This window comes from Nitrospirota bacterium, from assembly GCA_040757595.1.
Taxonomy (GTDB): Bacteria; Nitrospirota; Nitrospiria; order Nitrospirales; family Nitrospiraceae; genus JBFLWP01.
In genome coordinates, this window is the sequence record JBFLWP010000022.1 from 14,264 (window position 1) to 39,053 (window position 24,790).

Below are 24,790 nucleotides of genomic sequence, written 5' to 3' on the forward strand. Positions count from 1 at the left end.
TATCAGGCACGGATCAGGTGCCCGCGTCCTGCGGTGATTCGTCTGATGTGACCGGCAGCCGGACGACAAACGTCGTGCCACGGCCAACCTCCGTGTCATACGAGACCGTCCCCTTGAGCGTCAGCATGATGGACCTCACGGCCCAGAGTCCGAGGCCGGTCCCCTTGCCCGGCGGTTTCGTGCTGAAGAACGGCTCGAAAAGCTTGGCCCGATGTTCCGGCAGGACACCCGGTCCGTCGTCGGCGATGCGCACCTCAATCCATCGGTCCCCCTCGCCGTGTCGTTCTTCCCCCGACGCGGCGCCCTCCGTGTCGGTCACCCGCGCCGTCGTGACCGTCAACGTGCCCCGCCCGTGCGCCCCCACCATCGCATGGACGGCATTAAGCATCAGGTTCAAAAACACTTCGTGGAGCTGGCTTGGGTCCGACAGGATCCGGGGTAAGTCCTCCGCCCACACTCGCTCCACCCGGATTTGGTTCTTCATGAACTCGTTGGCCAGGAACTCCAACACCTCTCCCAGGATGATCTCCACCGAACACCACTCCTGATGCGGCGGAATGGGCTTGGCCAGCGACAGAAACCGTTCTGCCACGGCCGTCATCCGGTGCGCCGCCGCCTCGATCTTCTTCAGGTCCTCCCGTGCGCCGTCCTCGTCGTGCAGGGTCATTTTTTCCTCGAGCAACTGGAGCCGGCCGGTCAGGACGAATAGGGGATTCTTCAGCTCATGGGCGATCCCGCCTAACAGTTGGCCCAGCGTCGCCAGCCGCTCCAGGCGCCACGCCTGGGCTTCCATCAACTTGGCGGACGTGAGATCCCGCGACACGGACACCAGGCCCGTCGTGCGTCCCTCGCAGTCGCGAATCGGGGAAACCGATAGCCACCGGGGAAAGCGAGACTCGTCCTTGCGCAACCCCGTCACTTCGCCGGACCAGCCGGTGTCCTGGGCCGCGGTCAGGATCGCCGCATACGGTTCGGTGCGTGCGGCCTCCGGATAAAGGAGGCTCGCCGGTTGCCCGATCAGCTCTTGCGGCGAATAGCCGAACATGCGCACGGCGGCAAGGTTGAGGTAAGTGATGAGACCCTGCGCATCGGTGAGGATGACGGCGTCGTCCGCCGCCTCGATTGCTTGCAAGAGCACCCAAGCCTTGGCGTCAGCCTGCTTGCGCTCGATGAAAAGTCCGATTTGGGTGCCGATCGCGGCCAGCGCGCCCAGCAACAGATCGTCGGACGCCGCGATCTGCTCGCTGAAGAACTCCAGGACCCCGACCACCGCTCCTTTCTGGAGAATCGGGATTCCCACGCAGGCACGCAAATTGGCCGTCTCGGCCACCGTGGCGCGAGGCAGGTTGTCATCCTGGCCGACGTCAGGCACCCAGACCGGCGCACCCGTGGCCCAGACCCGGCCGGGCAGCCCGATCCCCGGCGCCCAGGTGCACTGCCTGGTCATCGACTCGAAGTCTCCCGTGGGAGACCCTGGCCGGTGCCAGCACGTCATGCACGACAGCATCCGGGTTCCGGCCTCCACGCGCCAATACGCGCCGGCAGCCCACCCACAACCATCGCCGATGGCCTTCAGGATGGATGGCATCGCATCCTCCACGCTCGCGGCCTCGGCCAGGATTTGCGTCACGGCAAATTGCATGCGCTGCCGACGATCCGCGCGCACCTGCTCCGTCACGTCGCGCACCACCGCGGTGTAGCGCCGCCCCTCCGGGGTCTCAACGGCCGACAACGCGATGTCCGCGGAAAACTCCTCCCCGTCCGCCCGAAGGCCCGTGACCAGCCGGCCCACGCGCTGGAACGGTATGGCCGAGCCGGCGCGGACCAGCGCGGCGAACTGTGCGTGATGGAGGGCGCGGAAGCGCTCCGGGATGAAGCGATCCAACGACTGCCCGATGGCGTCGGCCGCCGCACAGCGGAAGATCGTCTCCGCGGCAGCATTGAAGAGCACGATCCGCCGATCCGCGTCCACGGCGACGATCGCGTCCATCGCCGAGCCGATGATCGCGGCCAGTTGGGCCCGGTTTGCCGCCTCTCTCAGTTCGCTCAGCTTCTGCTCGGTCACGTCCACGATCACCCCGTGGAACTGGACCGGCTGTCTGTAGCCTTGCACCACAGTTGTCAGAGCCTTGACCCAGATGACCTGACCGTCAGCTCGACGCATCCGGCATATGAGGTCGCACGAGACGCCTGTCTGCACACTCGCTTGGTAGGAGGCGACCACGCGGTCGAAATCCTCCGGGTGAATGATGTCTCGCCAGGTCACCTGCTGGCTCACCCACTGCTCCGGGGCGTAGCCCAGCAGGTGCTGCACCTGCGGATTTACGTAGGTGACTCGAAACGGGGGACAAGGCTCGCTCTCCCACACGATCGCGTCCAGCGAGTGCAACAGGCTCCGGTGTCTCTCCTGGGTGCGCTCCCACCGGGTCCGCAGGCGGGCGATGGACCACACCAGGAGCCCGACCAGCGGCACCAGCACCACGCTCCCCGCCAGGCCGAAGGAGCGCTGCACCCTCGTGACTGGGGCCAACGTGTCGTCCCGATCCACCCGCACAAGGATGCTCCACGGAAAGCCCGGGAACTCGGCATACCCTTGGAGGCGCGCATAGCCCGTCAGAACAAGGACGCCGCGGCGGTCATGGAGTTCCTCCACGAATCCCGGCTCGTCCGAACGGCTCCGCTGCGCTGACACGAGGCCGAGGCGCAGAAGGTTGACCGCGCCTTCCTCGCGCAAGAGCGAATCCGCCAGCAGCTCGCCCGTGTGGTCCATGATCTGCCACTCCACGCGAGAGTCCTCGCGCTGCTGAGTCCGAAAATTCGCGACGGTCCGCGCGACCACATCTTCCAACTCGGCGAGCCCGACTTGTGTCGCCACCACCCCGAGCACCTCGCCCCGCGCCCCCAGGATCGGCGCGGCGAACCCCACGGTCCTGTTTCCGTTCGCCTCTTGGGAGACCGAGACATCCCGCAGGTGGACGCTCCGGCCCTCGCGCGCCGCCCGGAACCACTCGGTCCCACTTTGGTCTTGCCCCACGTCGCCGGGATCCGTGGCCGCCACGATCCGCCCCTGCGCGTCCGTCACCCCGATCCACCGATAGTAGAGATAGGTTTCCTTCACCTCGTTCACATACTGGGTTATGGCTGCATGATTGGAGTCCTTGACCCTGATTGATCTGGAGATGAGTTGGATATCCCCGTATCGTTCAAAGAGGATCTGATCGAGCTTGTCCGCCACGTCGGCAGCCAGCAGCGCCAGTCCGTTACCCGTCTCTGATATCAGATGCGCCTCTATCTGGCGGAGCATAACCATCCCAACGGACAAGATGCTCCCTATCACTAGGAGGAGCGCACCCGGGAGCCACCGATAGGAATGGTGCCGCCTTTCTCTCCGCATCGTCAGTGTCCCCTCTGAGCCAGGAACCCATCGTGCCGAGCCGTTCCGAAAGGCGGACGCGCACGCGCCGGCCACCCGCCAGCACAGACACGGCGCGGGAGATGATCGGCGGTCACCTGTCGGCCTGCCTTCGTGACGGCCCACTGGACGCATCGTTGCAACTCGCGGAGATTGCCTGGCCAGGAGTACCGCGCCAGCACGATCCTCGCCTCCTTGCTGAAACCCCGGACGTCTCGATCCGTCTCCCGATTGGCCTGCCTCAGAAAATGTTGGCTCAGCAGGAGCACATCCCGCCCGCGCTCCCGCAACGGCGGTACGTTCAAGACGACTCCCCCACTCAAGCGCTCGCCCAGGTCGGCCCGTAAGCGCTCTGCGGCGGCCGGCTTGTCTTGCGTGCCGACACCCGTCGTGATGGCCGCAATGATCCGGACGTGGGCGGTAACCCCGTCGGTCGCGCCAAGCCGCTCCACCGTGCCGGTCTCCAGCACCTGCAGCAGCCGGGCCTGCGCCCAGGACGGCAAGGCTTCGACATGCCGCAGGAACAGGGTCCCGCCCTGCGCCAACTCCAAGAGGCCCGGACAGCCCTGCGGCAGGCAGCCACAGATTCCGGCCGCACAGCCGAAGAGTTCAAAGGGGAGCCTCATCGTCGCGACCGCCGTGCAATCCAGCAGGACGAATGGGCCGCCCCGGTAGGAACTGCGCCCGTGGATCACTTCAGCCACCAGGCGCTTCCCCGTCCCCTCCTCCCCCTCCAGGAGCACGGGCACATCGTAGGGAGCCACTTGGCGGAGGAGGCGCCGGAGCGTCCGCATCGGCGGACTCGTGCCGAGGAGGTCCTGATCGCTGGCCACGGTGGTCGGCTCGGACCAGGCCAGAATCGCATGCGGAGGCGAAGCGATCAGGGTCATGCCCGATTCCATGAACAAGCTCCGTGCCCGGGGAGCGCCCGGGCCGTTCCCGAGTCGGGAATGAGCGAAAGACGGCGAAACTCTGGAATGTTCAGGCCTGAACCACATCGCACGTGCGGGCGGTGTTCCGGAGCCAGCCCGGGCGAGACTCTGGCGGAATGGCCCATTCGCCAGGGCGAGCGCGTCAGCCTCGCCGGGCGTTCTGTCCTACCGAACAGGCTTCTCCACGAGCCGTGGACCCCTCTTCTGTAGGCCATAGAGGCGCATTTTCACATACAGGGTCTTATAGTCCACGCGCAGACGCTTCGCGGTTTCCGTCTTGTTCCATCTGGTCTCCTCCAGGGTCTGGAGGATGGCCGCCCGTTGCGCCGTCTCCGCCGCCTGCCGCCCGATTTCGGCCAGCGTCTCGCCTAGCCGGAGTCCGAGCACCGGTCCGCGGCCCGGTTGCGCGGCTGGGTTCCTGACGGGCGGCGGCAGATGCTCCGGCTCGACGACCCGGTCCGCCATGATGACCGCCGCCCGCACGCAATTCTGCAGTTCCCGCACATTGCCCGGCCACGGGTAGGTCTCCAACAGACTCATGGCGGCGGGGCTCACGGTGCGCACGTCCTTCTTATAGGTGCGGCTGGCCGTCATCAGCGCATAGTGCACCAGGAGCGGGATGTCCTCCTTTCGCTCTCGCAGGGTCGGCATCCGGATCGTGACGGTGTTGAGACAATGGTAGAGGTCGCGCCGAAAGGACTCCTCCGCCACCATCCGGTCCACATCCGCATTGGTCGCGGAGATGACCCGCACGTCCGTGCGGACCGACTGCGCCCCTCCCAGCCGTTCCACTTCGTCGGACTCCAGGACGCGGAGCAATTTGGGCTGGACGGCAAGCGGGACGTTGCCGATCTCGTCGAGGAACAGGGTGCCCTTGTCGGCGCGCTCGAATCGGCCCGGCCTGGCCTGCACGGCACCTGAAAAGGCCCCGCGCTCGTGGCCGAAGATCTCCGCTTCCACCAGGGTCTCGGGCAAGGCCCCACAGTCCATCAGGATGAAGGGGCCGCGTCCGCGGGGACTGAGGGCGTGGATTGCACGGGCGGCCAACTCCTTGCCCGTGCCGTTTTCTCCCAAGAGCATCACGGGCACGTCGAAGGGCGCCACCTGCCGGATCTGCTCCAGCACAGCCAGGAGAGCCGGGCTCGTGCCCACCAACTTGCGGACGGGGACCGGCGGAACTCCGCCGCTGGCCTCGTCCAGCTTCTGTTCCAGCTCCTGGAGATGCACACAGTTCCGGACGGCCATCTTGACCCGCGGCAAGGACAGGGGTTTGCTCAAGTAGTCGTAGGCCCCGGCCACGATGGCGTCCTCGACTTCCTGTCGGGTGCCGTAGGCCGAGAGCATGATCACTCGGTGGTAGCCGAGTTCCGGAATGAAGGACTCCTTGAGCAGCTCCATCCCGTTTGCATCGGGGAGCCGGACGTCCAGGAGCACGACGTCAGGGGGATGGTTTGCGAGGTGGGCCAGCGCCTCCTTGGCACACCCCGCCGTGACGGGGCCATAGCCTTCCGCCCGGAGATATTCGGCCAGCATGTCTCGAATCTCCGGATCATCGTCCGTGATCAGAATACGCTCGTTCGCCATCGCCAGGCTCGTGTTCCACTGACCGGTCACCATGCGGGGCGCCACGGTGACGGACACGGTCCCTGCGCCACACCGATGCCACATCCCTTGGAGGCCTGCGGCCCCCCGCTTCACCGTTGGGCCATGACGACTCGTGCATGACCGGCCGCTCCTATTTCCAGAGGTCTCTGATTGCTCCACAGCGGTCACATCGGCCGAGCGTCCTCCGCCTATCCCACGCCGCGGTGCAACACAAGAGATGTCGCCCGGTAGCCTGGTCATCCACCGTGCAGAGGCCCGCTTGGCTGAGGAGACAGTCAAGACAGAACTGCATCCCAGGGAGTCGGGCAAGAACCTCCTTCATCATTCGCTCCACCCGGATGGCATCCATCGAGTCCTCCTCTGCACCCATCAACGTCACCAACGCTTGAAGATGAGGGTGAGGATGTCTTGAGTAAGGGGGAGCTCTCCCCTCTAACACCTTGGAGTAGGGACCCACCCTCTTTCTCCGGCCCACAGGAACAGCGCCGTACTCAACCGGGGTTCCGTGGCGAGAATGCCATCAACTGTATGGGAGCATCTCCGTCCGCGAGACACGGTCGGAGGAGCGCCGGCGTAACTGCGCGAATAATTAGGGGGGGGGGGGGAATTCTTCCCGTGCCGCGTGCCGCAGCCAGCCGCTGGAATGTTCCACGATCCAGCGGCGTCGGCCGCCGTGTCGGCTTGCATGAGCCATCGTGTGCCTACCCTCGGACCTTGATCCCTCGTCGCCATCGCGTCGGTTCAGTCACCTCCACGATGACGCCCGTCATCTTCACTGTACGGCCGCCCTCTTTGACGGCGCTGATGTAGTCGCGGACCCGGAGCACCCGACCGTTGGCCGCCCGCATGCGATACTCCGCAACGCGGCTTCGCCTCGTCGTCACCACCTGTCTCCGTATTCGCAACGTGTCGCCAAGATCGTCCGGATGGATCAGGTCCTCCCACGACAACCGGTGATGCAGCCACGGCTCCCTCGGATATCCAAGAAGCCGTTCATATGCCGCACTCGCGTAGGTCATCGCGAAGGATGTGGGGTCAGCCTCCCAGACGATGGCGTCCAGAGAGGACAGAAGGGTTTCGTACCGCCGCAAGAAGCGAATGAGCTCGGCCTCTGCGTTCTTGCGAGCGGTAATGTCCCGGAAGATGACCACGGCGCCGGTGACTCGCCCCTCGTGGTCGCGAACAGGATGCCCGCTGTATTCAACGGGAAACGCAGATCCGTCACGCCGCCAGAAGACTTCGTCATCGACAGAGCAGGGCGTGCCGTCCCGGAGGATCCGGAGCAACGGACAGGCATCGAGCGGATACTCCGTCCCATCGGGCAAGTGACAGTGGATAAGGGAATGATGGTCAGCTCCGAGAACTTCCTCCAGCCGATATCCCAGCAGCTCCATTGCCGCTTGATTGAGGAATGTAAAGGACCCGTGGCCGTCAAAGCCAATGATCCCTTCCCCAGCCCATTCGAGTAGAGGCAATTCAGGCATAGTGCCACATGGACGTTCGAAGTCGGGGGCATCGCGATGGAACGTTAACTAGCAAGACAAATACCCGCACACGAATCCGTCGCGGCTTCATGAAAGTTCACGCACTGTCAACGACTTACAGTTCGATCCGGGGAAGGCCAGGGTTTATGTCCATCTGGGCTGTAGCAGGATGCAACAGATACAATACTCATTGGTGTTGAATAACTCCTCATAAGTATCATGAAGCAATATCTTTAGTCTATTGAAAAAGCCAAGAAGTCTTGCCATGTTTACCACCTCTTTTGGGAAGAAAAACAGCTCGTACAAACGGCCTAAATCTTGCCTCTGTGGATCTTTACTCCCTGCCTCCTCACCGGGTGTGAAGAGATGAAACGAGGCATACCGGTTCGCCAGCACAGGCAGCCCGTGGCATGAGGCCAGACCTATGGGTCACAAATCGCGAAGACGCCTGGTTTCCAAGCCCCAAGCCAACTCCCCGCATCGGGAGATTTGTGTGAGGGTCGGGATGCGGGTCGCTGAATTACGGCGTCGTCGTGGCTGGACACAGGAGGGCCTCGGGGAGAAAGCGGGGATGCATCCTACCTATATCGGCGGGATTGAACGCGGCGAGCGCAATCTTTCCCTGGTCAACCTGGAGAAGATCGCGAAGGCTTTCGACATGCCGCTGGGAGCATTCCTCTCAGGTGAGCCGGAAGGAATTGTCGCGGCGAGAGTGGAACCTCCCCCGCCCGCCCAGCCAGCCGATTTCGATCTGCTCTTCCTCAGCTATCTGCAATTCTTTCGCACGCATTGTCTCAACTGCGATGCATTAGCCACCTTTCGGGCGAAAAGCAGGGTACTGACAACCCCATCGCCGTCCAAACACCCCTCTGTATAGGAAGGGGGAAACGAAACCCGCATGGATCTGAATCCTCCGACCTCTCCACCGAGCATCCTCAAGTTCGTTGCGCATTCGAGTCAATTCTCTGGAGCAACCGGAGGTGAGTAAAGAACCCCGCCCAAAGGACAAGGCCTCCAATTCCCTGTTTGTGAAGACCCACCTATGCGGTTACTAAACCACCATACTCGGGAGGGTCACAGAGAGCGGGCCGTTCTACATTCCACACTCACAGATCCAAAGACCCTGAAGTCGGTGCAGCGAGCGAGAACGGACGAAGGCAACGGACAGGAACTTCATCGGGATTGGGTTTGCCGCCAGAGATTTTCGGGTTCACTAGTCCTGCCAGGAAACCCCGTGCTTTTCGCGGGGAGGAATGACAGCCCGTAGCGAAGCGGAGGCCCGTTTCAGTTTTGGTTTCAAGATGCCCCGCCCTTTGGGCGGGGTAATTCACTTCGGGCGTCGCGGTGTTGCCCCTCGATGAAGAAGTCTGCAAACTATCAAACTATTCGGAAAGGAGCGGGGCCGCCTGAGGAAGCTAGGACGAACGGTCGGAGATTGCGATCTGTTTATTGCTTGTACCGCTCTTCAGAATCAACTGACCCCATGTACCAATAATCGGCACTTCGAGGTGGGCGAGGACCTGAGTCTGCTGTCGCTACGTGGCTAAAAGTACTCATTCCTTGCCGCTACCGGCAGAAGGCAAGGAATCTTCATCGGGACCGACCGAGCACGCGCTCAGAATCCTCTAACCGTCCTTATCACCTAACCGCACCCGCTGGTTTCCTCCGATTTCCACCCCTCTCCAGCCAGGAAGTTCTGACTGGGGAACGGACCAGGGTCTCCGCGAATTCATTGAAGGGTCATGACTAGTTTAGCGCATGAAAAACGTTAAACTACGCAGTCATGACGCGGCAAAATCGATACGTGCATCGTGCCCATGTTTCTGCGCGCCAATTTCGGGCCCTCGTCCGCCTCTTCGCCCTGGATCTGGAGGCTACGAAAGTGGCGGTGCTGACCGGCCTCAACCGGAACACGGTCAATCGGTACTTCATGGCCCTCCGGCAGCGGATCGCCCGAGCCTGTGAACAGGAAGCTCCGTTGCGCGGGACCGTGGAGGTCGATGAATCGTACTTCGGGCCACGCCGCGTGAAGGGGAACCGGGGCCGGGGGGCGGGCTGCAAAACGATCGTGTTCGGCATCTTCAAACGCAACGGCAAGGTCTACACGGAGATCGTCCCCGATGCGAAAAAGCGCACCCTGCAAGCCATTCTGCGCGGCAAGGTCGCACGCCGTAGCATCATCCATTCGGACGGCTGGCGGGGCTATGATGGGCTGGTGGATGTCGGGTACCGCAAACACCATCGTGTTCATCACGCCGACAATGTGTTCGCGCTCGGGTCCGGCATTCACATTAACGGCATTGAGAGTTTTTGGGGAACCGCAAAGACGCGGTTGGCCAAACGACGGGGTATCCGGCCCCACCTCTTTTACCTGCATCTGAAGGAGTGTGAATTCCGGTTCAATTATCGCCATGGCAACCTGTATAACAAACTCCTGGAGATGCTCAGACAAGACCCGCTAAACTAGTCTTGACCCCATTGAATAATCAGGCCAGTTCCATATACCAGGGCGAATCGTCGGGGCCACGTTTTAACCGCTGCCCTGACTTCCTCAATGACCTACGGTAACCGGGGACTTGCCGCGCCGCTTGCTGGTTCGAGCCCGGACCGTGCCGTACCGCCGCCCACGCGGAGCCTGGCGGATCGCAATCTCGACATCCTGGCCCAGCAATGAGAGAAAATGAACGAACCGTTCAACCGAGAAGCCGGACATCTGCCCCGCCAGCAATTTAGACACCTTTGCCTGGTCAACGCCGAGCCTCGTTGCGATCTCCGCCTGCGTCCCTCCGCATCCTCTGATCGCGTCTTGTAGGGCCTGGAGCAAGCTGCTTTTCAAGATCAATTCAGCCGACTTCTCTTCCGAAAAGCCCAGGTCACGGAATACATTGCCGCTGCCTTTCGTGACGGAGGCACGTGTCATGGACTTTGCTCCTTTCTCCACTTCAGCATCTCACTGTAACGTGCTTTGGCCCGTTGCAAGTCCGGCCTGGCCGTCTTCTGTGTTCTCTTTTCAAACGCATGCAGCACATAGACCGCTTCCTCGAACTTCGCCACATAGATGACCCGATAGGCCCCCTTTCACCGTGGACCCGGATTTCTTGCGCGCCTGGCCCCACAGCGGGCATCGGCTTCCGATCATCCGGTTCTTTCCCTTGCTGGACTTTGTAGAGTTGATAGCCGGCATCCTCTCGCTCCTCGTCCGGGAACTCTCGAAGGTCCTGTTGGGAGGCGCCCACAAAGTGAACCGACTTCATCTATTACCAAGGATATGCCAATTATGGCATAAATACAAGGGGTGCCACTGTACCGGAAAGCCGTTGATCGCGGACTTTCCGTTCTATCCTCGCCCATCACCTTGTTCGGTGCCGGCCTGGTCCTCGGTCGGCTCCGCTCGTTCCTGGGCGTCCAACCTCGGAAACCGCACCCGCACCCAAAGCGGATTGGTATCGAGCGTCCTCCCCTTGAAGAGACGCCCATAGGACCGAAGATAGAACCAGCGTTTCGGCAGCTGCAGGACCTGAAACGCCTGGATCTGGGGAACCTCTGTGGATTGACTGGTCACCCCACCCCCCAACGCCACCACCCCTTTCCGTCTCTTGACCTGAGGGGATGATTGTTCGACGTATTTTGCCGTATCGGGATGGTTGACGAGCATGTACACCCAGGTATTGATGTTGTCCATCACGGATTGGGCCGCGGCCGGCCCGATCGCCTCCTCGATCTGCGCCATCGACTGAGAATAGAAATGTACCCAGCAGTTCGCCCCACCGCCCTTAGAGAACAGTTCTTGAATGTCCTGATAGAGTAGATTGTGTCCCTCGTCCAGATGCAAGCAGAGCGGCGGGGTGAGTTTGCGGCCAGAGGCGAACACTCGGCCGACCAAGCTCTGGATCATCGAGAGGAGGACCTTGCCGATAATATGGGAGGTCCGGCGGGTGAGCATGGAGCCGGTGTTCACGAAGACGATGGCCGGCCGGCCGGATTCCAGCCGGGCAATCAGTTCGTTCTCCTGGGCATAGCCGATGACTTGCCCGGTCGCCCCAAACGTCAAGGCCGAGAGCATGGTGCGGAGCGATGAGGAGACCTTGCCGAAGAAGTCCGCCGTGCTGATCGTCCCGGTAATGGCGTCGATGGAGGCGCAGATCCGGTCGGACTCCGGACGGTACATCGCTAATTCGTCCCGGAGCTTCTTCAAGTCTTCATAGCTGATCCGTTCCTTGATCGATTCGAACGAGAGGTTGGGCGGTCTCCCATTTTTCCGGGCGATCAGGATCAGGCCGGCCACGACGACCTGCGACACCTCCGTTGCGATCGCGATAAAGTAGTCTTCCTTGGCCTTGATCCCGCTGACGATGTGATTGACGAGCTCGTCCTGCATGTAATAGGACGCCAGGGGATTGATTTGCACCGAATAGTCCGGAAACACAGGGGTCAGCATCATCAGATCGTCGAGACGGCCGGTTTGCGCCGCGACCTGGACCATGCGGCTGAACAACTCCGCGTCGCCTTTCGGATCGAAGACGATCACGGAGTACCCTTTGGCGATGTCCTGTTCGATGATGTTTTCCACGAGCCGGGTCTTCCCGACGCGAGTGGTTCCAAAGCACCCGAAATGGCCGCTCCGTTCTGCGTCCCGAATCGAGATAAACCCCTCTTGGTCCGGATCGTCGAGATTGACGCCAAAGCCCAGCGCTGTCCGATCCGTTTTGCCAAGGGTCAATGGCAGCTGGGCGCCGAGCTCTTTAAGAGTGGCGAGCGGGTCCGATCCTCCATGCCCAGGCCGTCCATTCCCTCTCATCATCGTCACCCCTCCTCGAGCCTTGTATTACCGCCACCCGTGGCTTGTTCTCCCGTCTGAGGATACGATGAGGGGCCACGATCAGCCTGCTGATCGTACGAAGGACACGAGTTGATTCTTCCGCGTTTACCGTGACTTCGGCGCCATCGTTCGCGCGTTTTCGAGCCGCTTAGGCGTCTGAGCCGAGTGGATCGGTTGAGGCGTCCGCGGCATGGCTGAGGACCACGCTGATCGTGAGGGCGCGATGGCGGACTTTCTTGATCCCAGGTCGGCGCATGATCTCACGAAGCCCGCGCGCCAGGGCCGTGGGAATGTTTGAGGCCTCGACGGAGACCGTTTGGACGCGATGCTTGACTAAGGCTTGATTGAATTTCGCGACGATCTGATACCTCTTGCTCATCTCTCCTCCTTATGATGGCCCGGTTATCCGTGCGCCGGGAGTGGGGGGGGTCGATGACCAGCCTCAGACGAAGAGATTATGCGCATTGCGGAACCGTGCACGTCCCTTCAGTCCCCCCAAGCAGCTCACGCCAAGCAAAGCGCCGGCCCAACCCTTTCGTTGTCCGCAAGATGTGCTTGCCCATCCGCGCATTGTCCTCGATCCGGATGGCCCGTTCGAAGAGATCGGGATGGGAGTGCTTCAGTTCGATGACCTCTGCGGGCTTGTGGGCTGGGCAGAAGAAACAACAGGACTTTACGGGGACTGGAAGCCCTTCCTTCGAAATGGCGGCGCGACAGTGGGCACGGTCGAGGCCAAACTCCTGGAGTGGATTTTGGTCCTCACTGCGAAAGGTCCCGTGCGTGCTCCGGTCGTTGTCTCTACCGCCATGTCAGCCAGGCGAGGACGAGGACGCCGACCAGGCACAGGACTATGCGCGCGTCTCGGCTCACCCTCCCCACGAGTCGTCGCCCTTCGGTCCTCGGCCCGGAAGCGAGTATTCCTTGCGACGGCATGAGTCATCCCACCAGCTCGCCTGCTGTACAGTCGAAGATCGTGACGCTCATGTCCTCGGCCGGCGCGGGCCGGCCGAAGTAGTAGCCCTGCATGGCGAAGCACTGTTCAGCCAGCAAGAGATCCCGCTGCTCTGCCGTTTCCACCCCTTCCGCCATGATGTCCAGGTCGAGCGCCCGGGCCAGGCTGACAATGGTCTTGACGATCATGGCATCCTTCGCGCTGGCCACCATATCTCTGACAAACGATTGGTCGATCTTGAGCGCATGGACGGGCAAATTTTTGATGTAATTCAACGACGAATAGCCCGTGCCGAAATCATCGACGGACAGCCTGACCCCCAAACCGTGCAAGGCATGCAGCGTCTCAAGGGCCACATCCCCATTCCGAATGAGCAGAGTTTCCGTGATCTCCAGTTCGAGACACGCCGGGGCCAACCCCGTCTCCTCGAGGACCTGTCTGACCAGGTCCACGAGGTTGGGACACTGCATCTGAGCCCGGGAGAGATTGACGGCCAGCCGCAGATGGGTGGCCCCTTGTTCGTGCCAGGCCTTGACCTGCCGGCATGCGGTCCGCAAGACCCACTCCCCAACCTGGACGATCAGTCCGGTTTCCTCAGCCAGTCCGATAAACGCGCCGGGGTGGAGCAACCCATGAGTGGCGTGTTGCCACCGAACCAGGGCCTCGACGCCGACGACTGCGCCGCGTCGGAGATCGATCTGAGGCTGGTAGTGCAGGACCAGCTCATTGCGTTCAACCGCCTGACGTAGGCTCGCTTCGAGATCGACCCGCTCGGCCGTGATGGACTTCATGCTCGGCGAAAAGAAGCGATAGACCCCCCGTCGTGTCTTGGCTTCGTACATCGCCATGTCGGCGTTGGCGATGAGCGTGTCGGGGGACATGTGCTCCGAGGCAAACGTGGCGATGCCGATACTCGTTGAGACGAAGATCTCGCGTCCTTGTATCTCGAACGGTTTCGCGGTGGCGTTCAGGATGCGCTGGGCGATGCCGGCGGCCTCTTCCGGCCAGGACAACCCTTCGAGAAGGACGGTGAATTCATCGCCGCCGAGACGGGCGACCGTATCGGCTCCCCTGATACACCCCTTCAGCCGGCTTGCGAAGGCGGACAAGAGCAGATCGGCGCAGACATGCCCGAAGGTGTCGTTGATCAGCTTGAAGCGATCCATGTCCAGGAACAGCAACGCACCGAGTCGGTCGGTTCGACTGACACGAGCGATGGCTCGAGGCAGGAGCTCCATAAACAATCGGCGATTGGGCAGGCCGGTGAGCTGGTCGTAGTAGGCCAGATCGCTGAGTTTGGCTTCCGCCATGCGCAGATCCCCGATTAAGGATTCGCTCCTGGTCCATTCTCGATTCAGGCGGACCGTGCTCCAGACCAGATAGCCGAGCAACGGGAGGCAAAGGATGCCGCCGGCGGCAGCCAGCTTCCAGAGCAAGAAGGTGACCGGCGCAAGGACCTCACGCGCGTCCATCCGAAGCAGGATGCCCCACTCCAGGCCAAAGTCGTATCCGGATCGCTGGGTTCTCGCGTATCCCGTAATGACCGGCTCGCGCCGTCGTGCATGGGTTTCCTCGATGAAGCCGGCGGGAGCCGCATCAATCAAATGGGCGGATCGCAAACCCATGGCTTTGAGATTGACCCGCCCCTCCTCACGCAACAGCGAGTCAGCGATCAGCGTTCCGTCTTTCCGCATAAACTGATATTCGATCCGGGCTTCCGTTCCATGTTGGGCTTGCAACGCAACCACAGTCCGGACGATCACATCTTCGAGGACGGGGACGCCCACGAGTGCGGCCACGACCCCTTGGAGCTTTCCGTGAGGACCTTGCACCGGGGCGGCGATGGAGACGGCCAACATCCCGCCGGATTCCTCCGTCTCCGCCGCATCCAGGACGGCAATCGTGCCTCGGTCCTTCACAGCCTTGAACCATGGCCGTTCGCTCATGTTCCGGCGTGGGCTCATGTGATCCGTGGCGGCTATGAGTCGGCCTTGGGCATCGGTCACGCCCAGCCAGAGATAGACCGGGTAGGCTTCCTGGATCATGGCCAGCGTTTCGCGCATGGCGGCCCGATCCTGACCGCGGAAGACGGGGGTCTTCGCCATCACCTGGATGTCCCCATACCGCTCGGCGAGGAGTAAATCGAGTTTGCCGGCGATGTCGGCGGCCGCCAGCGCCAGGCTTTCTCCCACACCGGTTGTCAGCCGGGTCTTCATCACGTTGATCGCCATGGCCATCGGCGTGACGATGACGGCCGTCGTCGCGAGGATGATGATCGGCAGCCACCAGTGTCGCATCATCGCCATCGGCTTCGTCAGGGATTGCATGCGTGAGGCCCACCGTGGCTTCGCGCGTCTCGTCCAGAGTGAATGCGCCATGTTCTCCTTGGAGTGCATGGACGGTCTCATTGACTATTCGCGCCGGTATACATTCCGAAGGCGGCCTGGGCTTGGGCCAGGAGGCAGGAGAATCCGTTCCACCGCAACTCGTCCTGTTCGGCATTGACCCGGCGACAGCTGGCGACCACCACGCCGATCGTGCGCCGGTGCACAATCAAGGGCCCGATCGCTATCCAGGCAGGTTTGACGGCTTGCCACATCCCTTTGGGCAATCGCGTCCGGAACAGGCTCAAATCGGTGAACCGGGCAGGACGACCGTTCTTGAGGCACTCCGTGATGAGATCCGGCTCGTCCAGGGACACGCTCAACACGCGGTGGAGTTCCGGTTTGCCGAACGAGGCACGGCCCATGAATTGATTGGTCCCGGCCACACGGAAGGCGACCGCCACATGATCGAATCCGGCTCCACGATAAAGCCCCTCGAGCACGTAGCTGACCAGGGTATTGAAGTCCTTTTCGGGTTCAGTCAGGTACGCGGCCAAATCCTGAATGCAGCCCAGGAGCGTGTCCGTGGATGGAGGCCGGATGACGGCTCCCTCCGCCTCGTCCTGCGTGCCGGAACTCGTCGCCGCCGGCTGACGATCAAGGCCAAGGGCCTTGGCGCATACGGAGGCCGCATCCAGGCCGCAGATCATCGCGTCCTTGATCGCGGACGCCGAAATCGGCCATCGTCGGCCGGCCGATTCCAGCATGCGTTGCACGTCGCCGTCCGAAAGGACACTTTCGGGAGCGTGTTCGATCCGTTCGGCTAACGCGACAGCCAGTTGCTTCACCGCGGTCAGCTCGTCATCGAGGTGGCCGGTGACCGCGCCTTCCGGCAACCCGCACGCTTCGCCGACCGTTTGGGAGATCAGGTCGATCGGCACGCCGAGCACTTCCGGGTAGGCCTCGTGCCGAGCACACGCCTTCGCGTGAATGCGTTCCTCGATGGCCGCGAACTGCTCGGGGAAATACCAGGCCATCGCCAGTTCCCCGAAGTTGTCCAGCAACGCACGTATGACGACGCGCTCGCCGTCCGCTATCCTCAAGGCCCCGCACAACGCTTCGGCCTGGGAGGCAGCCAGGAGCGCCCGCCAGGCGACTCGACGGACCTGATCGGGCATAGAAACCAGATCCGCGCAGGCGGCTTTGACGGCCAACGTTCGCAATTTCTCCTCCCCCAAGAGGAGCACCGCCCTCGTGACCGTCGTGATTTGCTCATGCGATCGGCGATAATGGGTCGAATTGGCGGTGTGGAGGACGAGAGCCGTGAATCCCTGATCCTGCAACACGGCTCGGCTGAGATCCCGGATCTCATACGCCCCGCCGGCCATGAGACCGTTGAGACGGGTTGCCGTCTGTTGCAGGGATGGGATCGGATTGGTCCGGATTTGATCAGCCATGGTCCGCAGCAACTCGGCCGATTCCATGGCGGGGGGTGTTGGAGCGTGGCTCGCGGGCGTCGTCATCATGTTTCCTAACATATCATCGATACCTATCTTGTCAAGTGGTGCAAACCATGATAGATATATTGTTGCGCACTCACGCATCTGACAGGGGGTGGACGATGGCGACGACGAAGCCCGCGAAACGCGCGAAGAAAACCTCGACCGACCTGCTCATCCGTCACATCGACAATACGATCTACGCGGAGTTGCGGGTGGCGGCGGCGTTGCATGGGATGTACATGGCCGAGTACGTGCTGACGCTGATCACGCAACATCTTCGCGAACTGAAGCGTCGCGGAGTGAAACTCACGATCGCCGACTATCCGGACGTCAAGCAGGGCGACGACTAATCCGCCCCGGCGCCGCACGGGCGCAGTTCCGGCGAAAAAAAAACGGGGAGAAGCGCGGCGGCGCCTCTCCCCGTTCCGTTTTTCCGCTCTGCAGTCTACGTCACGACGCGGCTCGGGCGCATGGCTCTTTCGCCTCCGCGAGGCGGCGCCAGAGCGCCCCAAGATCCTTGACCCCGTAGGCGTAGTGCTGACGGACGTACCGCACGTCGATGCCCTTGGAAGTCAGGCGGTCGGCAATGAGCCGTTCCGTGGCCGGCCCCTTCGAGACGTCGGCGTCATTGTCGAGGGCCAGCCAGACCGCCTTGGGCTTGATCTGCTCCATCAGCCCCTCGAGCTTGTCCCAATTGGCGATGCCATTGAGGGCGACGAGGGTGAACCGCCAGTCCGGGTAGAGCCGATCGCCGGCCAGGGTGTCCACCACCGATTCCGTGACCAGGACGGCGGGCGAGCCACGCTGGAGCACCCACAGCGTTTTCCGCCCCAGGGTGATCCGTCTCCAGGTCTCCGGGGTCTGGTCCGGCTGTAAGGCCCGACACTCGAGCCCCCGGAGATGCTTGAGATTGGGAATGGGGATCGCCAAGTAGCGCGTCTCCTTCCATCTCAAGACCACGGCATTGAGCTCGGGATAAACCGGCAGACGGTAGCGCTCCGTGAAGTAGGCGACGATCGCCGCCTGATCTTCGGCCGTCTGCGCGAGTTTCGTCTGCCGGTAGAGCGCGCGCACTTCTTCGATCTTCCCTGTGACCGATTGATCGGGTTCGACCGGCTGAGGCGGCGACGGAGGCCGGCGGGATCGGACTGGGCAGGCCCCAGCCAAATGCGCGACGGCTTCCGCAAACGTCCACCCGTGATACTGCATGGCAAATGCAATGACGTCCCCATGCTCCTTGGTCCCGAAGTCGTACCAGACCCAGGCGCCATGTCGCTCGCAGACGGAGAACGACGGATTCCTGTCCACTCGCAACGGCGAACGGAACATGGCCTTCGACCCCTTGACCTGCGTCGCTGGAGCATGGCCGAGGCTGATGAGGTAGTCGATCAGGTTGCGGCTGCGGGCCTGTCGGATCATCTCATCCGACACGCTCTCGCGTTTCCGATCCGCCACTTATCCCTCCTCATCGCCCCAGACATACTGCCGGGGGGGCCTTTTGACGAGGAGCGTGTCCATCTGGGCCGCCAAGTCATCGAGCCCGGCCCGGATGACGTTCCGCATCGCCTCGTCCTTGCGCAGGATCGGCAATTCGACCCCATTCAGCAACTGTCTGGCCTGCTGGACAAGGGTCGTCAGCGTCTGATCCTGCGCGACCAGATTCTTGGCCGAGAACGTGTCCAAAAACTCCAGCAGATTGTTCATGCTGGCGGCTTTGAAGACCTTGGCTTCCCCGGTCACCGGATCCGGGGTGAGCTTCTCCCTGAGATGCCCGATCAGCCCAGCCATCGTCTCCCGGAGATACCCCTGCATTTCCTCGACCGCCTCGGTGAGCTGCACCTGCCCTTCTTCAAGGGCCCGCTTTCGGGCCCGCTCCGAACAGTGTTGCAGCACCCCGGGCATGTCAAAGGTGAGATACCGGATCGACACGCTGAACAGCTCCGGCAGCGTTTCGACCGACGGGTAATTCGTCGGATCGTACAGGGGGCCCAGTCTGGCCTGCGCCCGTTGGATGAGGGCGGGGTACGCCTGAATGAACGCCTGGACCGCCCCCTTCCGTTCCGCCAGGTACTGATCGAGGAGATCTTCCGCATGCTCGATCAACTCGGTCGGGATGACCGTCGCCCCCTTCATGTAGGACGTGATCGGCAGGCCCAGCTTGAGCAGTCTCGCTCTGATCCGGCGATCCAGTTTGGCGATCCGCCGATATTCTTGGCCGTCCAGGATGACTTTGTAGGCCCGGAAAAGGTCGGGATCAGACCCTTCCGGGGCGTGTCCGGCAACCACACGGGTCACGCCCATCCGGCGGTACTCGATCACGAGGGCCACGGCATGCTTCCAGAGGTCCGCATAGCTGACCGTTCCCCGCATCGCCGCGGCGGCCGTTGTTTCCGTTTCCAAGGTTTCCGTGGTCATGGTTGGGATTGTCCTCCTTTACGACCTCGCGTGCGTTGAGGCGGATCCAGCAGTCCGGCGTCGCCGAGACTGCGGTATCGGCCATCCGACGTGAAGATCAGATGATCCACGAGAGGGATTGCCATCAAGGCCGAGGCCGCCACGAGCTCGCGGGTGACGGCGTGATCCTCCTTGCTATGCCGGAGATCTCCCCCGGAGGGATGGTTATGGGCGAACACCCAGGCGTGCGCATTCATCAAGATCAGGGCCTTGAAGACCTCACGCGGATGAATGCTGTGGCTGGCGAGTTGCCCCATACTGATCACATGCACGCCAAGCGGCCGGCATTGGCGATCCAGCCCCAGCGCGATGCCGTATTCCCGATCAGCCCCTCGAAACAGCGGCGTCAGCACCGCCGCCGCTTTGGCCGGCGAGTTGACGTACTTTCCGGGCGGCGCCGGGACGCGCCCCGCTCGCTTCAGCATGACCCGGTAGCACGGCACCCATCGGTCCCGGGCCCGGGGGCGACTGTTCACCAGCCTCCTCATTGACGATGAGCTGAGAGCGTGTAGGCGTGCGCGCGGCACGCCCGAAGCTCCTCCGGTGTCACGAAGGTCCGCCGACCGGCGCCGCCCCCCTCTGGACCCTCGACGTAGTAATCGATGATCTCACCCCGATATTGACAGACGAGATCGCTCGGTCGGATGGGCGTCTGGCCGGTTTTCACCCCGTTGAACAGATGCTCCAGCAGTCGTCGATCCCGTGCGAACGTATCCGCCAGATCGGCAGCCTGGACCGGAGTCTCGGCGTCCACGTCTACCGGGACGCGGACAACGGCCAGGATCTGTACGCGGTAGTTCACCGCCGCCTCCTGTTCTTCCTGGGCCGGCCCTGCGCGTGGCGGGCGTACTCACGCGCGATGCGGGACTTGGCGATCGCATCGCCAAGCAGACAGATCGTCCGCCATCGTCCGCAGGAGCACTCGCCCGCATACCCACCAACGATCGCCGTGATCGTCAACCGATGCGCGAGACAATCCGCGATCGGGACATCCACGAGCATTCTTCCCAAGACGTGATGAATGTGCCCGCCACGAAGTTCTCGGAGGAGCCCATTCTGTTGCTGCGCTCGTGTCGCGACGCCCCGCCTCGTCCGGGACCTCTTTCTGGTCATGACGCGGCGGGTCCTTGACGGGACAGGAGCGTTCGGGGATCCTGCTTGCCCCGCTCGGTTTCCCCGACCGCGATCCAGTCGGCCGTATACGGCAGTCGAAGCTGCTGCCAGGCTGAGGCGTGCGCCTCGCCCTGGTGGCGCACGACGACGATGCCGTACCCTTCGCCGTCCGACACCATGGCCTCCGTCCGGCCGATGCCGGCCAGCAACGCTTGGTCGATCGCGCTCCGGAGTCTGGCGAGGGCGGCATGCGTCCCGACCACGTACACGTCATCGTGGTGGGCATACTGCCCGTACACCTGCAGGACCGCCTCGCCGGTTTTACGTGTCGTTGACATGATGGTGCTACTCCTCCAACTGATAACCGCGTCGTGACCGCGGAGCGGCCATGATGGGCGCCGGCTTCTTGGAAATGGATGCGGCGCGCGGAGATGGAAGAACCGGGGACGTGGACGCCAGGGCAGCCTGAGACAGCGCCTGCTGCTGATGGCGGCAGCGCTTCCGAAACGCCCAGCCCGGGCAGTTGCACGAGATCCCCCCGTCTTCCCAGATGGTCACCGTATAGACGGTGTACCCATCCGAGGATTCCACCGTCACGCGGCGGAGCGGCAGGATCTCGCGACCGTTGTCGTATTTCCGGCCACGCCGGTAACTCACGCTCACGCGGACCAACCCCGGTCATAATGTTTTTTCGGGGTTTCCTCATGGAGCGCTTTGCCGTTTCGCCGCATCGCGCGACGAGCCCGGCGTTTGAGCCACCGCCGGTAGCCGCGGGATTCTCCGCGGCAGATCTTCTCGCCCGCCCGCGCCATTCTCACGCGACCTCCGCGAGCGGAGGCGTCGTCCGACGTTCCAGCCAGGCGCGTTCGGCCGCCAAGGCCTCGTTCCGCAAGGGAAACGGCCCCAGCACCGGGCCGTTGGAGGGCGTCAGATCGACCAGCCACCACCCATCGGACGTCGGTTCGACATACGACGCCCGCTGGATGGACGCGCGCCCCAATTCCCCGATCAGAGGAGCCAGCTCGTCATCGTAGATGACCGAAACCGTCCCCTGAGGCGACACTCTCAGTAAAACATCCATTGGTCCTCCCCACGTGGCGGATGCTCGGCCGCGTGTTGCTCGATCAGCTCCCAGGTTCGCAGATGGTCCCGCTGCGGAACACCCGGGTGGCCTTGTAGACGAAAGCACCCGGCTACTGCCGCTGGACATGCCGTCCCTCGGCTTGTCGGTAGAAGTCAGCTGTCTTGCGATCCGAGGTGGTGGTCCCGAGGGCGTCCTCCAAGACCTTCGAAAGCGCCTGGCAGCCTTGGCCTTTGACGCCTTTCACTTCGACGGAAACCGACCCGTCGGGCGCGATCCTGACAATCACTTCTGCCATCCGAAGCCTCCTCCCGCCCGCAAGCGGATCTCGACGGTTCCGTCAGCAGCAGTGGTCCGGCCCAAGCAGTGAAAACCAAGACGTTGGGCCGCTCGGATCGCGGCATGTCCGGAATAGGCCTGCGTGAGCCGGACGGCCTTCTCGCCCACCTTCTCTTGGAGACCGTAGCCTCCATTCCAGAAGTCCCACAGGAGGGTCCAGCCCGGCCGGCCGTCGCGACGCTTGGCGACGCCGATTTCGTAGGCCTGGGCATTGCCCGGGACCCGGATCGCGTGCTCACACTTCCCGAGGTCCTGAACGGTAAAGCCTTCCGGAGGGGGGTAGTCTCCCACAGACCGGCCGTACCAGCGATAGGTCCGCTGGTCGGCGACGAATTCGAGTCCCAGGTCCCGGCAGGCCATCTTGAGGGCCTCCAGGTCCTTGATCTCGATGTCGATAATAGCGACGTGGCTCATACAAGTGTCTCCATTAACGGATTACCGCGCCGAACCTGTGGACGCATGGGTCCTGCGCCGGTCGGACGACCGACGACCAGCCGGTCTGCGCGGTGTGTGATGGAGTGGAAGAAAGGAAAACCCGGAGAACTGGCTTACGTGCCCAGCACCTTGAGCAGAATGCCGGTGGCCACGGCCAGCGCGGTGAGGTTCGCGCCGATCATCGTGAGCGCCATCACCTGCATACGGTATAGCAGGTCGGCCTTGACTTCAGCCAGGTCCGCCTTGGTCGCCTGTCCTAGCTGTTCGATGTCCGCCTTGGTCGCCTGTCTTAGCTGTTCGATGTCCGCCTTGGTCGCCAGGCGCAGCTGTTCGAGGTCCGCCTTGGTCGCCTGTCTTAGCTGTTCGAGGTCCGCCTTGGTCGCCAGGCGCAGCTGTTCGAGGTCCGCCTTGGTCGTGATGCGCAGCTGTTCCAGGTCCGTCTTGGTCGCCAGATCGGCGAACGACGGGGTGAGCAGGCTGGTCACGGCCTCGACGACGGCCTTGGCCGCTTTATCCTCGAAGCCGCCTTGCGATCGCAGCGTTTCGTAGGCATGGAGCGTATCCATGGTTGGCATTATACGTCCGCCCTCCTCACCTGTAAAGCCTTCCGCAGGGTGGCGATCGCCCGATCGACCTTGCGGAGCGACTTCAAGTACCCGTCCGCGTTCCATCTGGAAGGCCTTGCCGAAGCCATTGCACAGTTCGAGTAGGCAACCAAGTCCGGCCGCGCCGCTTGCAACGCGGCCAACGCCCGAGACAGGACAACGCGAGTTCCCTTCATTTCGAGCGCCCCTTTTTGACGGCCTGCTCGAGCGTCTTTTCGTTGAGGTACGTGGCCCACCATTCGTGGTCCAGGGGACAGACGAGACGGACGCGATTCCGCCGATCTCTGACGGTCTCCGCTTCATCCCACCAGACATCGGATTCCCCTGCGTACACCACGCCGCCCGAGGCATCCGGCTCAGTGAACACGGCCAACGCCGGGATGCGATCGATGTTCCCTCGTGCGAATCTTCCGCATGCGGGACACCTCAAGGGTTCGAACCGCATACTGATCTCGCTCATGCCCGTTGCTCCTTGAGCCGGCGTGCCGTGATGTCGCCGGGAATCTCCAACCCCGCAGCGGTCAGCCACCCTTGCCTGATGGCGTACCGAAGCACCGCCTTGTGGTCGGACCGGTTGACCGACTCCGGCACGGGAATGTCACGGACGTCGAAGCATTCCTCGTCGTGCTCGGATCCCGCCGGCGAGACGTGAAACCAGTATTCTCGCTGGATATCCCCCATATCGTCCTTGTAGACACGGTAGATCGTGACCCCCTTGAAGCGGAGGAAGACCTCATTATCTTCCCACACGTACGGCATCAGCTCTCCTCAATCGTGATTTGTGTCAGACCGTCCGGGGAAGGTTTGGCGACGACCGTCACGGTCTCTTCGCTCCAGCAGCCTTCCCGGATGGCAAAATTCTGCCAGTCGGTCCTGATTGTGGCGTTGTAGCTGACCTGACAGATTCGACCATCCGACCCAGACTCCAGTTCGGCTTCCTGAGCCAGCGTGGCCGAATCCCGATCGACCAGTGTCATCACCGTCACCACATCGGAACACACTTCGCGAGTTCCGCACTCGGTCGTTCCGACCCGATCCAGCACCTGGCCTGCCAGCTGTTCGAGCCAGTCGATGAGTCCAACCTCACCGACCCCGCCGGCATACCAGGGCACCGCGATGATGCGCGTTGCTGTGGCTTGCATATTCCCTCCTCGTCGGAGATGACGAGCGTGCTTGATCACGCCCTGTCATGGAGCGCGTCTCCAGTTGGCGCGTATCGCTCTCAGTTGTGCAGGGCGATAAAGACCAGCGCAAACCGCTCGGGATCACGCGGGCTCCTCAATACTCACAGGGCGTCATCGGCTGTTTTCCCAGCCGCTTGGCTTTCTTGTAGATGTCGTTGAGCGACACCGCGACGACGGCGCCCGCAGCGTTCACTGCGACGGCGACGCCGACGAGATAGCGCAGCTTCTCGTAGCCGATCTCTTGCACGACGGCCACCCAGCCGGGCTTGAGCTGTTTGGCGAGATCGCCAAAGAAATCCGCATCGACCCAGTCCTCTTTCGCGGCGTCGTACTTGCTCCGCGGGATGCCGCGTTCGTCGGATCCCAGAAATCCGACCAGTTCCTCGGCGCCTGCGCCGCGTTCCTCCATCGCGATCGCGTGCAGCTCGTACTCTTTGCAGAACCGCTCGAACGCCGCCCGGCTTTTGACCGCGAAGTAGTTCGAGCGCATCAATGGCACATAGTTGGCCATGTGGTCTCCATGGATAGGCGGCGGCCTCAGCGCGGATG

At 62.5% G+C, this 24,790-nt stretch carries 27 protein-coding genes and 1 pseudogene; 3 read left to right on the forward strand and 25 right to left on the reverse strand.

Going from position 1 to position 24,790, the window contains the following annotated elements:
* Window positions 1-13: 13 nt before the first annotated feature.
* From AB1411_15635 to AB1411_15650, 4 genes are all read right to left on the reverse strand, one after another.
* Window positions 14-3,304, reverse strand: a complete 3,291-nt coding sequence (locus AB1411_15635; GenBank protein MEW6545027.1) for a PAS domain S-box protein — start codon at window positions 3,302-3,304, stop codon at window positions 14-16.
* Window positions 3,305-3,396: 92 nt separating this feature from the next.
* The gene (locus AB1411_15640) at window positions 3,397-4,314 is read right to left on the reverse strand and encodes a sigma 54-interacting transcriptional regulator (GenBank protein ID MEW6545028.1); all 918 of its coding nucleotides are present in this window, start codon (window positions 4,312-4,314) and stop codon (window positions 3,397-3,399) included.
* A gap of 195 nt (window positions 4,315-4,509) precedes the next feature.
* Window positions 4,510-5,985, reverse strand: a complete 1,476-nt coding sequence (locus AB1411_15645) for a sigma-54 dependent transcriptional regulator (protein MEW6545029.1) — start codon at window positions 5,983-5,985, stop codon at window positions 4,510-4,512.
* 665 nt (window positions 5,986-6,650) lie between these two features.
* Window positions 6,651-7,433 (reverse strand): PAS domain S-box protein, encoded by a 783-nt coding sequence (locus tag AB1411_15650; GenBank protein ID MEW6545030.1) that lies wholly within the window; start codon window positions 7,431-7,433, stop codon window positions 6,651-6,653.
* A 505-nt stretch (window positions 7,434-7,938) separates the two neighbouring features.
* On the opposite strand from AB1411_15650, the gene AB1411_15655 reads away from it, so the two are divergent.
* Both AB1411_15655 and AB1411_15660 read left to right on the forward strand, forming a co-directional pair.
* On the forward strand, window positions 7,939-8,310 hold the full coding sequence (locus AB1411_15655) for a helix-turn-helix transcriptional regulator (GenBank protein ID MEW6545031.1): 372 nt from the start codon (window positions 7,939-7,941) through the stop codon (window positions 8,308-8,310).
* A gap of 906 nt (window positions 8,311-9,216) precedes the next feature.
* Window positions 9,217-9,900 carry an IS1595 family transposase gene (locus tag AB1411_15660; GenBank protein ID MEW6545032.1) on the forward strand — a complete coding sequence of 228 codons (684 nt, stop codon included), beginning with the start codon at window positions 9,217-9,219 and terminating at the stop codon, window positions 9,898-9,900.
* An 84-nt stretch (window positions 9,901-9,984) separates the two neighbouring features.
* Here the strand turns inward: AB1411_15660 and AB1411_15665 are convergent, their stop codons facing one another.
* The 6 genes and pseudogenes from AB1411_15665 to AB1411_15690 form a co-directional block, all read right to left on the reverse strand.
* Entirely contained in the window at window positions 9,985-10,353 is a 369-nt protein-coding gene (locus AB1411_15665) for a helix-turn-helix transcriptional regulator (GenBank protein ID MEW6545033.1), read from the reverse strand.
* A pseudogene (locus tag AB1411_15670) lies at window positions 10,350-10,687 on the reverse strand (type II toxin-antitoxin system RelE/ParE family toxin). Before AB1411_15670 ends, AB1411_15665 begins: the two are co-directional and overlap by 4 nt.
* Window positions 10,688-10,770: 83 nt before the next feature.
* The gene (locus tag AB1411_15675) at window positions 10,771-12,234 is read right to left on the reverse strand and encodes a TraM recognition domain-containing protein (GenBank protein MEW6545034.1); all 1,464 of its coding nucleotides are present in this window, start codon (window positions 12,232-12,234) and stop codon (window positions 10,771-10,773) included.
* 166 nt (window positions 12,235-12,400) lie between these two features.
* The gene (locus AB1411_15680; GenBank protein MEW6545035.1) at window positions 12,401-12,631 is read right to left on the reverse strand and encodes a hypothetical protein; all 231 of its coding nucleotides are present in this window, start codon (window positions 12,629-12,631) and stop codon (window positions 12,401-12,403) included.
* Between the two features lie 557 nt (window positions 12,632-13,188).
* Window positions 13,189-15,531 (reverse strand): EAL domain-containing protein, encoded by a 2,343-nt coding sequence (locus AB1411_15685; protein ID MEW6545036.1) that lies wholly within the window; start codon window positions 15,529-15,531, stop codon window positions 13,189-13,191.
* 77 nt (window positions 15,532-15,608) lie between these two features.
* Window positions 15,609-17,012 carry an HDOD domain-containing protein gene (locus tag AB1411_15690; GenBank protein ID MEW6545037.1) on the reverse strand — a complete coding sequence of 468 codons (1,404 nt, stop codon included), beginning with the start codon at window positions 17,010-17,012 and terminating at the stop codon, window positions 15,609-15,611.
* Between the two features lie 137 nt (window positions 17,013-17,149).
* Between AB1411_15690 and AB1411_15695 the strand changes: the two genes are divergently transcribed.
* Complete coding sequence (locus tag AB1411_15695) at window positions 17,150-17,380, forward strand: hypothetical protein (protein MEW6545038.1); 231 nt, start codon at window positions 17,150-17,152, stop codon at window positions 17,378-17,380.
* Between the two features lie 100 nt (window positions 17,381-17,480).
* On the opposite strand, the gene AB1411_15700 is transcribed toward AB1411_15695, so the two are convergent.
* The 15 genes from AB1411_15700 to AB1411_15770 form a co-directional block, all read right to left on the reverse strand.
* The gene (locus tag AB1411_15700; protein MEW6545039.1) at window positions 17,481-18,485 is read right to left on the reverse strand and encodes a CHC2 zinc finger domain-containing protein; all 1,005 of its coding nucleotides are present in this window, start codon (window positions 18,483-18,485) and stop codon (window positions 17,481-17,483) included.
* Window positions 18,486-19,445 carry a hypothetical protein gene (locus AB1411_15705; protein MEW6545040.1) on the reverse strand — a complete coding sequence of 320 codons (960 nt, stop codon included), beginning with the start codon at window positions 19,443-19,445 and terminating at the stop codon, window positions 18,486-18,488.
* The gene (locus AB1411_15710; GenBank protein MEW6545041.1) at window positions 19,442-19,909 is read right to left on the reverse strand and encodes a JAB domain-containing protein; all 468 of its coding nucleotides are present in this window, start codon (window positions 19,907-19,909) and stop codon (window positions 19,442-19,444) included. The genes AB1411_15705 and AB1411_15710 overlap by 4 nt, the downstream gene beginning before the upstream one ends.
* A 59-nt stretch (window positions 19,910-19,968) precedes the next feature.
* Window positions 19,969-20,286 carry a hypothetical protein gene (locus tag AB1411_15715; GenBank protein MEW6545042.1) on the reverse strand — a complete coding sequence of 106 codons (318 nt, stop codon included), beginning with the start codon at window positions 20,284-20,286 and terminating at the stop codon, window positions 19,969-19,971.
* A complete protein-coding gene (locus tag AB1411_15720) occupies window positions 20,283-20,495 on the reverse strand; it encodes a hypothetical protein (GenBank protein ID MEW6545043.1) in 213 nt (70 codons plus the stop codon). The genes AB1411_15715 and AB1411_15720 overlap by 4 nt, the downstream gene beginning before the upstream one ends.
* A gap of 98 nt (window positions 20,496-20,593) precedes the next feature.
* Window positions 20,594-20,935: a hypothetical protein gene (locus AB1411_15725; GenBank protein ID MEW6545044.1), complete on the reverse strand. Its 342-nt coding sequence runs from the start codon at window positions 20,933-20,935 to the stop codon at window positions 20,594-20,596.
* A 7-nt stretch (window positions 20,936-20,942) separates the two neighbouring features.
* On the reverse strand, window positions 20,943-21,254 hold the full coding sequence (locus AB1411_15730; GenBank protein MEW6545045.1) for an SWIM zinc finger family protein: 312 nt from the start codon (window positions 21,252-21,254) through the stop codon (window positions 20,943-20,945).
* 157 nt (window positions 21,255-21,411) lie between these two features.
* Complete coding sequence (locus AB1411_15735; protein MEW6545046.1) at window positions 21,412-21,678, reverse strand: hypothetical protein; 267 nt, start codon at window positions 21,676-21,678, stop codon at window positions 21,412-21,414.
* 112 nt (window positions 21,679-21,790) lie between these two features.
* Window positions 21,791-21,976, reverse strand: coding sequence for a DUF2997 domain-containing protein (locus AB1411_15740; GenBank protein ID MEW6545047.1), 186 nt, complete (start codon window positions 21,974-21,976; stop codon window positions 21,791-21,793).
* Complete coding sequence (locus tag AB1411_15745; protein MEW6545048.1) at window positions 21,964-22,431, reverse strand: DUF1257 domain-containing protein; 468 nt, start codon at window positions 22,429-22,431, stop codon at window positions 21,964-21,966. Before AB1411_15745 ends, AB1411_15740 begins: the two co-directional genes overlap by 13 nt.
* 134 nt (window positions 22,432-22,565) lie before the next feature.
* On the reverse strand, window positions 22,566-23,027 hold the full coding sequence (locus tag AB1411_15750) for a coiled-coil domain-containing protein (GenBank protein MEW6545049.1): 462 nt from the start codon (window positions 23,025-23,027) through the stop codon (window positions 22,566-22,568).
* Window positions 23,028-23,229: 202 nt separating this feature from the next.
* On the reverse strand, window positions 23,230-23,517 hold the full coding sequence (locus AB1411_15755) for a hypothetical protein (GenBank protein ID MEW6545050.1): 288 nt from the start codon (window positions 23,515-23,517) through the stop codon (window positions 23,230-23,232).
* Window positions 23,514-23,807 (reverse strand): hypothetical protein, encoded by a 294-nt coding sequence (locus AB1411_15760; protein MEW6545051.1) that lies wholly within the window; start codon window positions 23,805-23,807, stop codon window positions 23,514-23,516. Before AB1411_15760 ends, AB1411_15755 begins: the two co-directional genes overlap by 4 nt.
* An 8-nt stretch (window positions 23,808-23,815) precedes the next feature.
* Window positions 23,816-24,199 (reverse strand): hypothetical protein, encoded by a 384-nt coding sequence (locus AB1411_15765; GenBank protein ID MEW6545052.1) that lies wholly within the window; start codon window positions 24,197-24,199, stop codon window positions 23,816-23,818.
* Window positions 24,200-24,335: 136 nt separating this feature from the next.
* A complete protein-coding gene (locus tag AB1411_15770; GenBank protein ID MEW6545053.1) occupies window positions 24,336-24,752 on the reverse strand; it encodes a hypothetical protein in 417 nt (138 codons plus the stop codon).
* Between the last annotated feature and the right edge of the window lie 38 nt (window positions 24,753-24,790).

What these genes read in the sequence shown, in the direction of transcription:
- AB1411_15655 (MEW6545031.1), top strand. Translation starts at nt 7,939, where the DNA reads ATGCGGGTCGCTGAATTACGGCGTCGTCGTGGCTGGACACAGGAGGGC.
- AB1411_15635 (MEW6545027.1), bottom strand. Translation starts at nt 3,304, where the DNA reads ATGCTCCGCCAGATAGAGGCGCATCTGATATCAGAGACGGGTAACGGA.
- AB1411_15650 (MEW6545030.1), bottom strand. Translation starts at nt 7,433, where the DNA reads ATGCCTGAATTGCCTCTACTCGAATGGGCTGGGGAAGGGATCATTGGC.
- AB1411_15705 (MEW6545040.1), bottom strand. Translation starts at nt 19,445, where the DNA reads ATGACCACGGAAACCTTGGAAACGGAAACAACGGCCGCCGCGGCGATG.
- AB1411_15675 (MEW6545034.1), bottom strand. Translation starts at nt 12,234, where the DNA reads ATGATGAGAGGGAATGGACGGCCTGGGCATGGAGGATCGGACCCGCTC.
- AB1411_15660 (MEW6545032.1), top strand. Translation starts at nt 9,217, where the DNA reads ATGACGCGGCAAAATCGATACGTGCATCGTGCCCATGTTTCTGCGCGC.
- AB1411_15695 (MEW6545038.1), top strand. Translation starts at nt 17,150, where the DNA reads ATGGCGACGACGAAGCCCGCGAAACGCGCGAAGAAAACCTCGACCGAC.
- AB1411_15685 (MEW6545036.1), bottom strand. Translation starts at nt 15,531, where the DNA reads ATGCAATCCCTGACGAAGCCGATGGCGATGATGCGACACTGGTGGCTG.
- AB1411_15640 (MEW6545028.1), bottom strand. Translation starts at nt 4,314, where the DNA reads ATGGAATCGGGCATGACCCTGATCGCTTCGCCTCCGCATGCGATTCTG.
- AB1411_15735 (MEW6545046.1), bottom strand. Translation starts at nt 21,678, where the DNA reads ATGGATGTTTTACTGAGAGTGTCGCCTCAGGGGACGGTTTCGGTCATC.
- AB1411_15745 (MEW6545048.1), bottom strand. Translation starts at nt 22,431, where the DNA reads ATGAGCCACGTCGCTATTATCGACATCGAGATCAAGGACCTGGAGGCC.
- AB1411_15665 (MEW6545033.1), bottom strand. Translation starts at nt 10,353, where the DNA reads ATGACACGTGCCTCCGTCACGAAAGGCAGCGGCAATGTATTCCGTGAC.
- AB1411_15740 (MEW6545047.1), bottom strand. Translation starts at nt 21,976, where the DNA reads ATGGCAGAAGTGATTGTCAGGATCGCGCCCGACGGGTCGGTTTCCGTC.
- AB1411_15750 (MEW6545049.1), bottom strand. Translation starts at nt 23,027, where the DNA reads ATGCCAACCATGGATACGCTCCATGCCTACGAAACGCTGCGATCGCAA.
- AB1411_15710 (MEW6545041.1), bottom strand. Translation starts at nt 19,909, where the DNA reads ATGCTGAAGCGAGCGGGGCGCGTCCCGGCGCCGCCCGGAAAGTACGTC.
- AB1411_15680 (MEW6545035.1), bottom strand. Translation starts at nt 12,631, where the DNA reads ATGAGCAAGAGGTATCAGATCGTCGCGAAATTCAATCAAGCCTTAGTC.
- AB1411_15770 (MEW6545053.1), bottom strand. Translation starts at nt 24,752, where the DNA reads ATGGCCAACTATGTGCCATTGATGCGCTCGAACTACTTCGCGGTCAAA.
- AB1411_15725 (MEW6545044.1), bottom strand. Translation starts at nt 20,935, where the DNA reads ATGTCAACGACACGTAAAACCGGCGAGGCGGTCCTGCAGGTGTACGGG.
- AB1411_15690 (MEW6545037.1), bottom strand. Translation starts at nt 17,012, where the DNA reads ATGGAATCGGCCGAGTTGCTGCGGACCATGGCTGATCAAATCCGGACC.
- AB1411_15755 (MEW6545050.1), bottom strand. Translation starts at nt 23,517, where the DNA reads ATGAGCGAGATCAGTATGCGGTTCGAACCCTTGAGGTGTCCCGCATGC.
- AB1411_15765 (MEW6545052.1), bottom strand. Translation starts at nt 24,199, where the DNA reads ATGCAAGCCACAGCAACGCGCATCATCGCGGTGCCCTGGTATGCCGGC.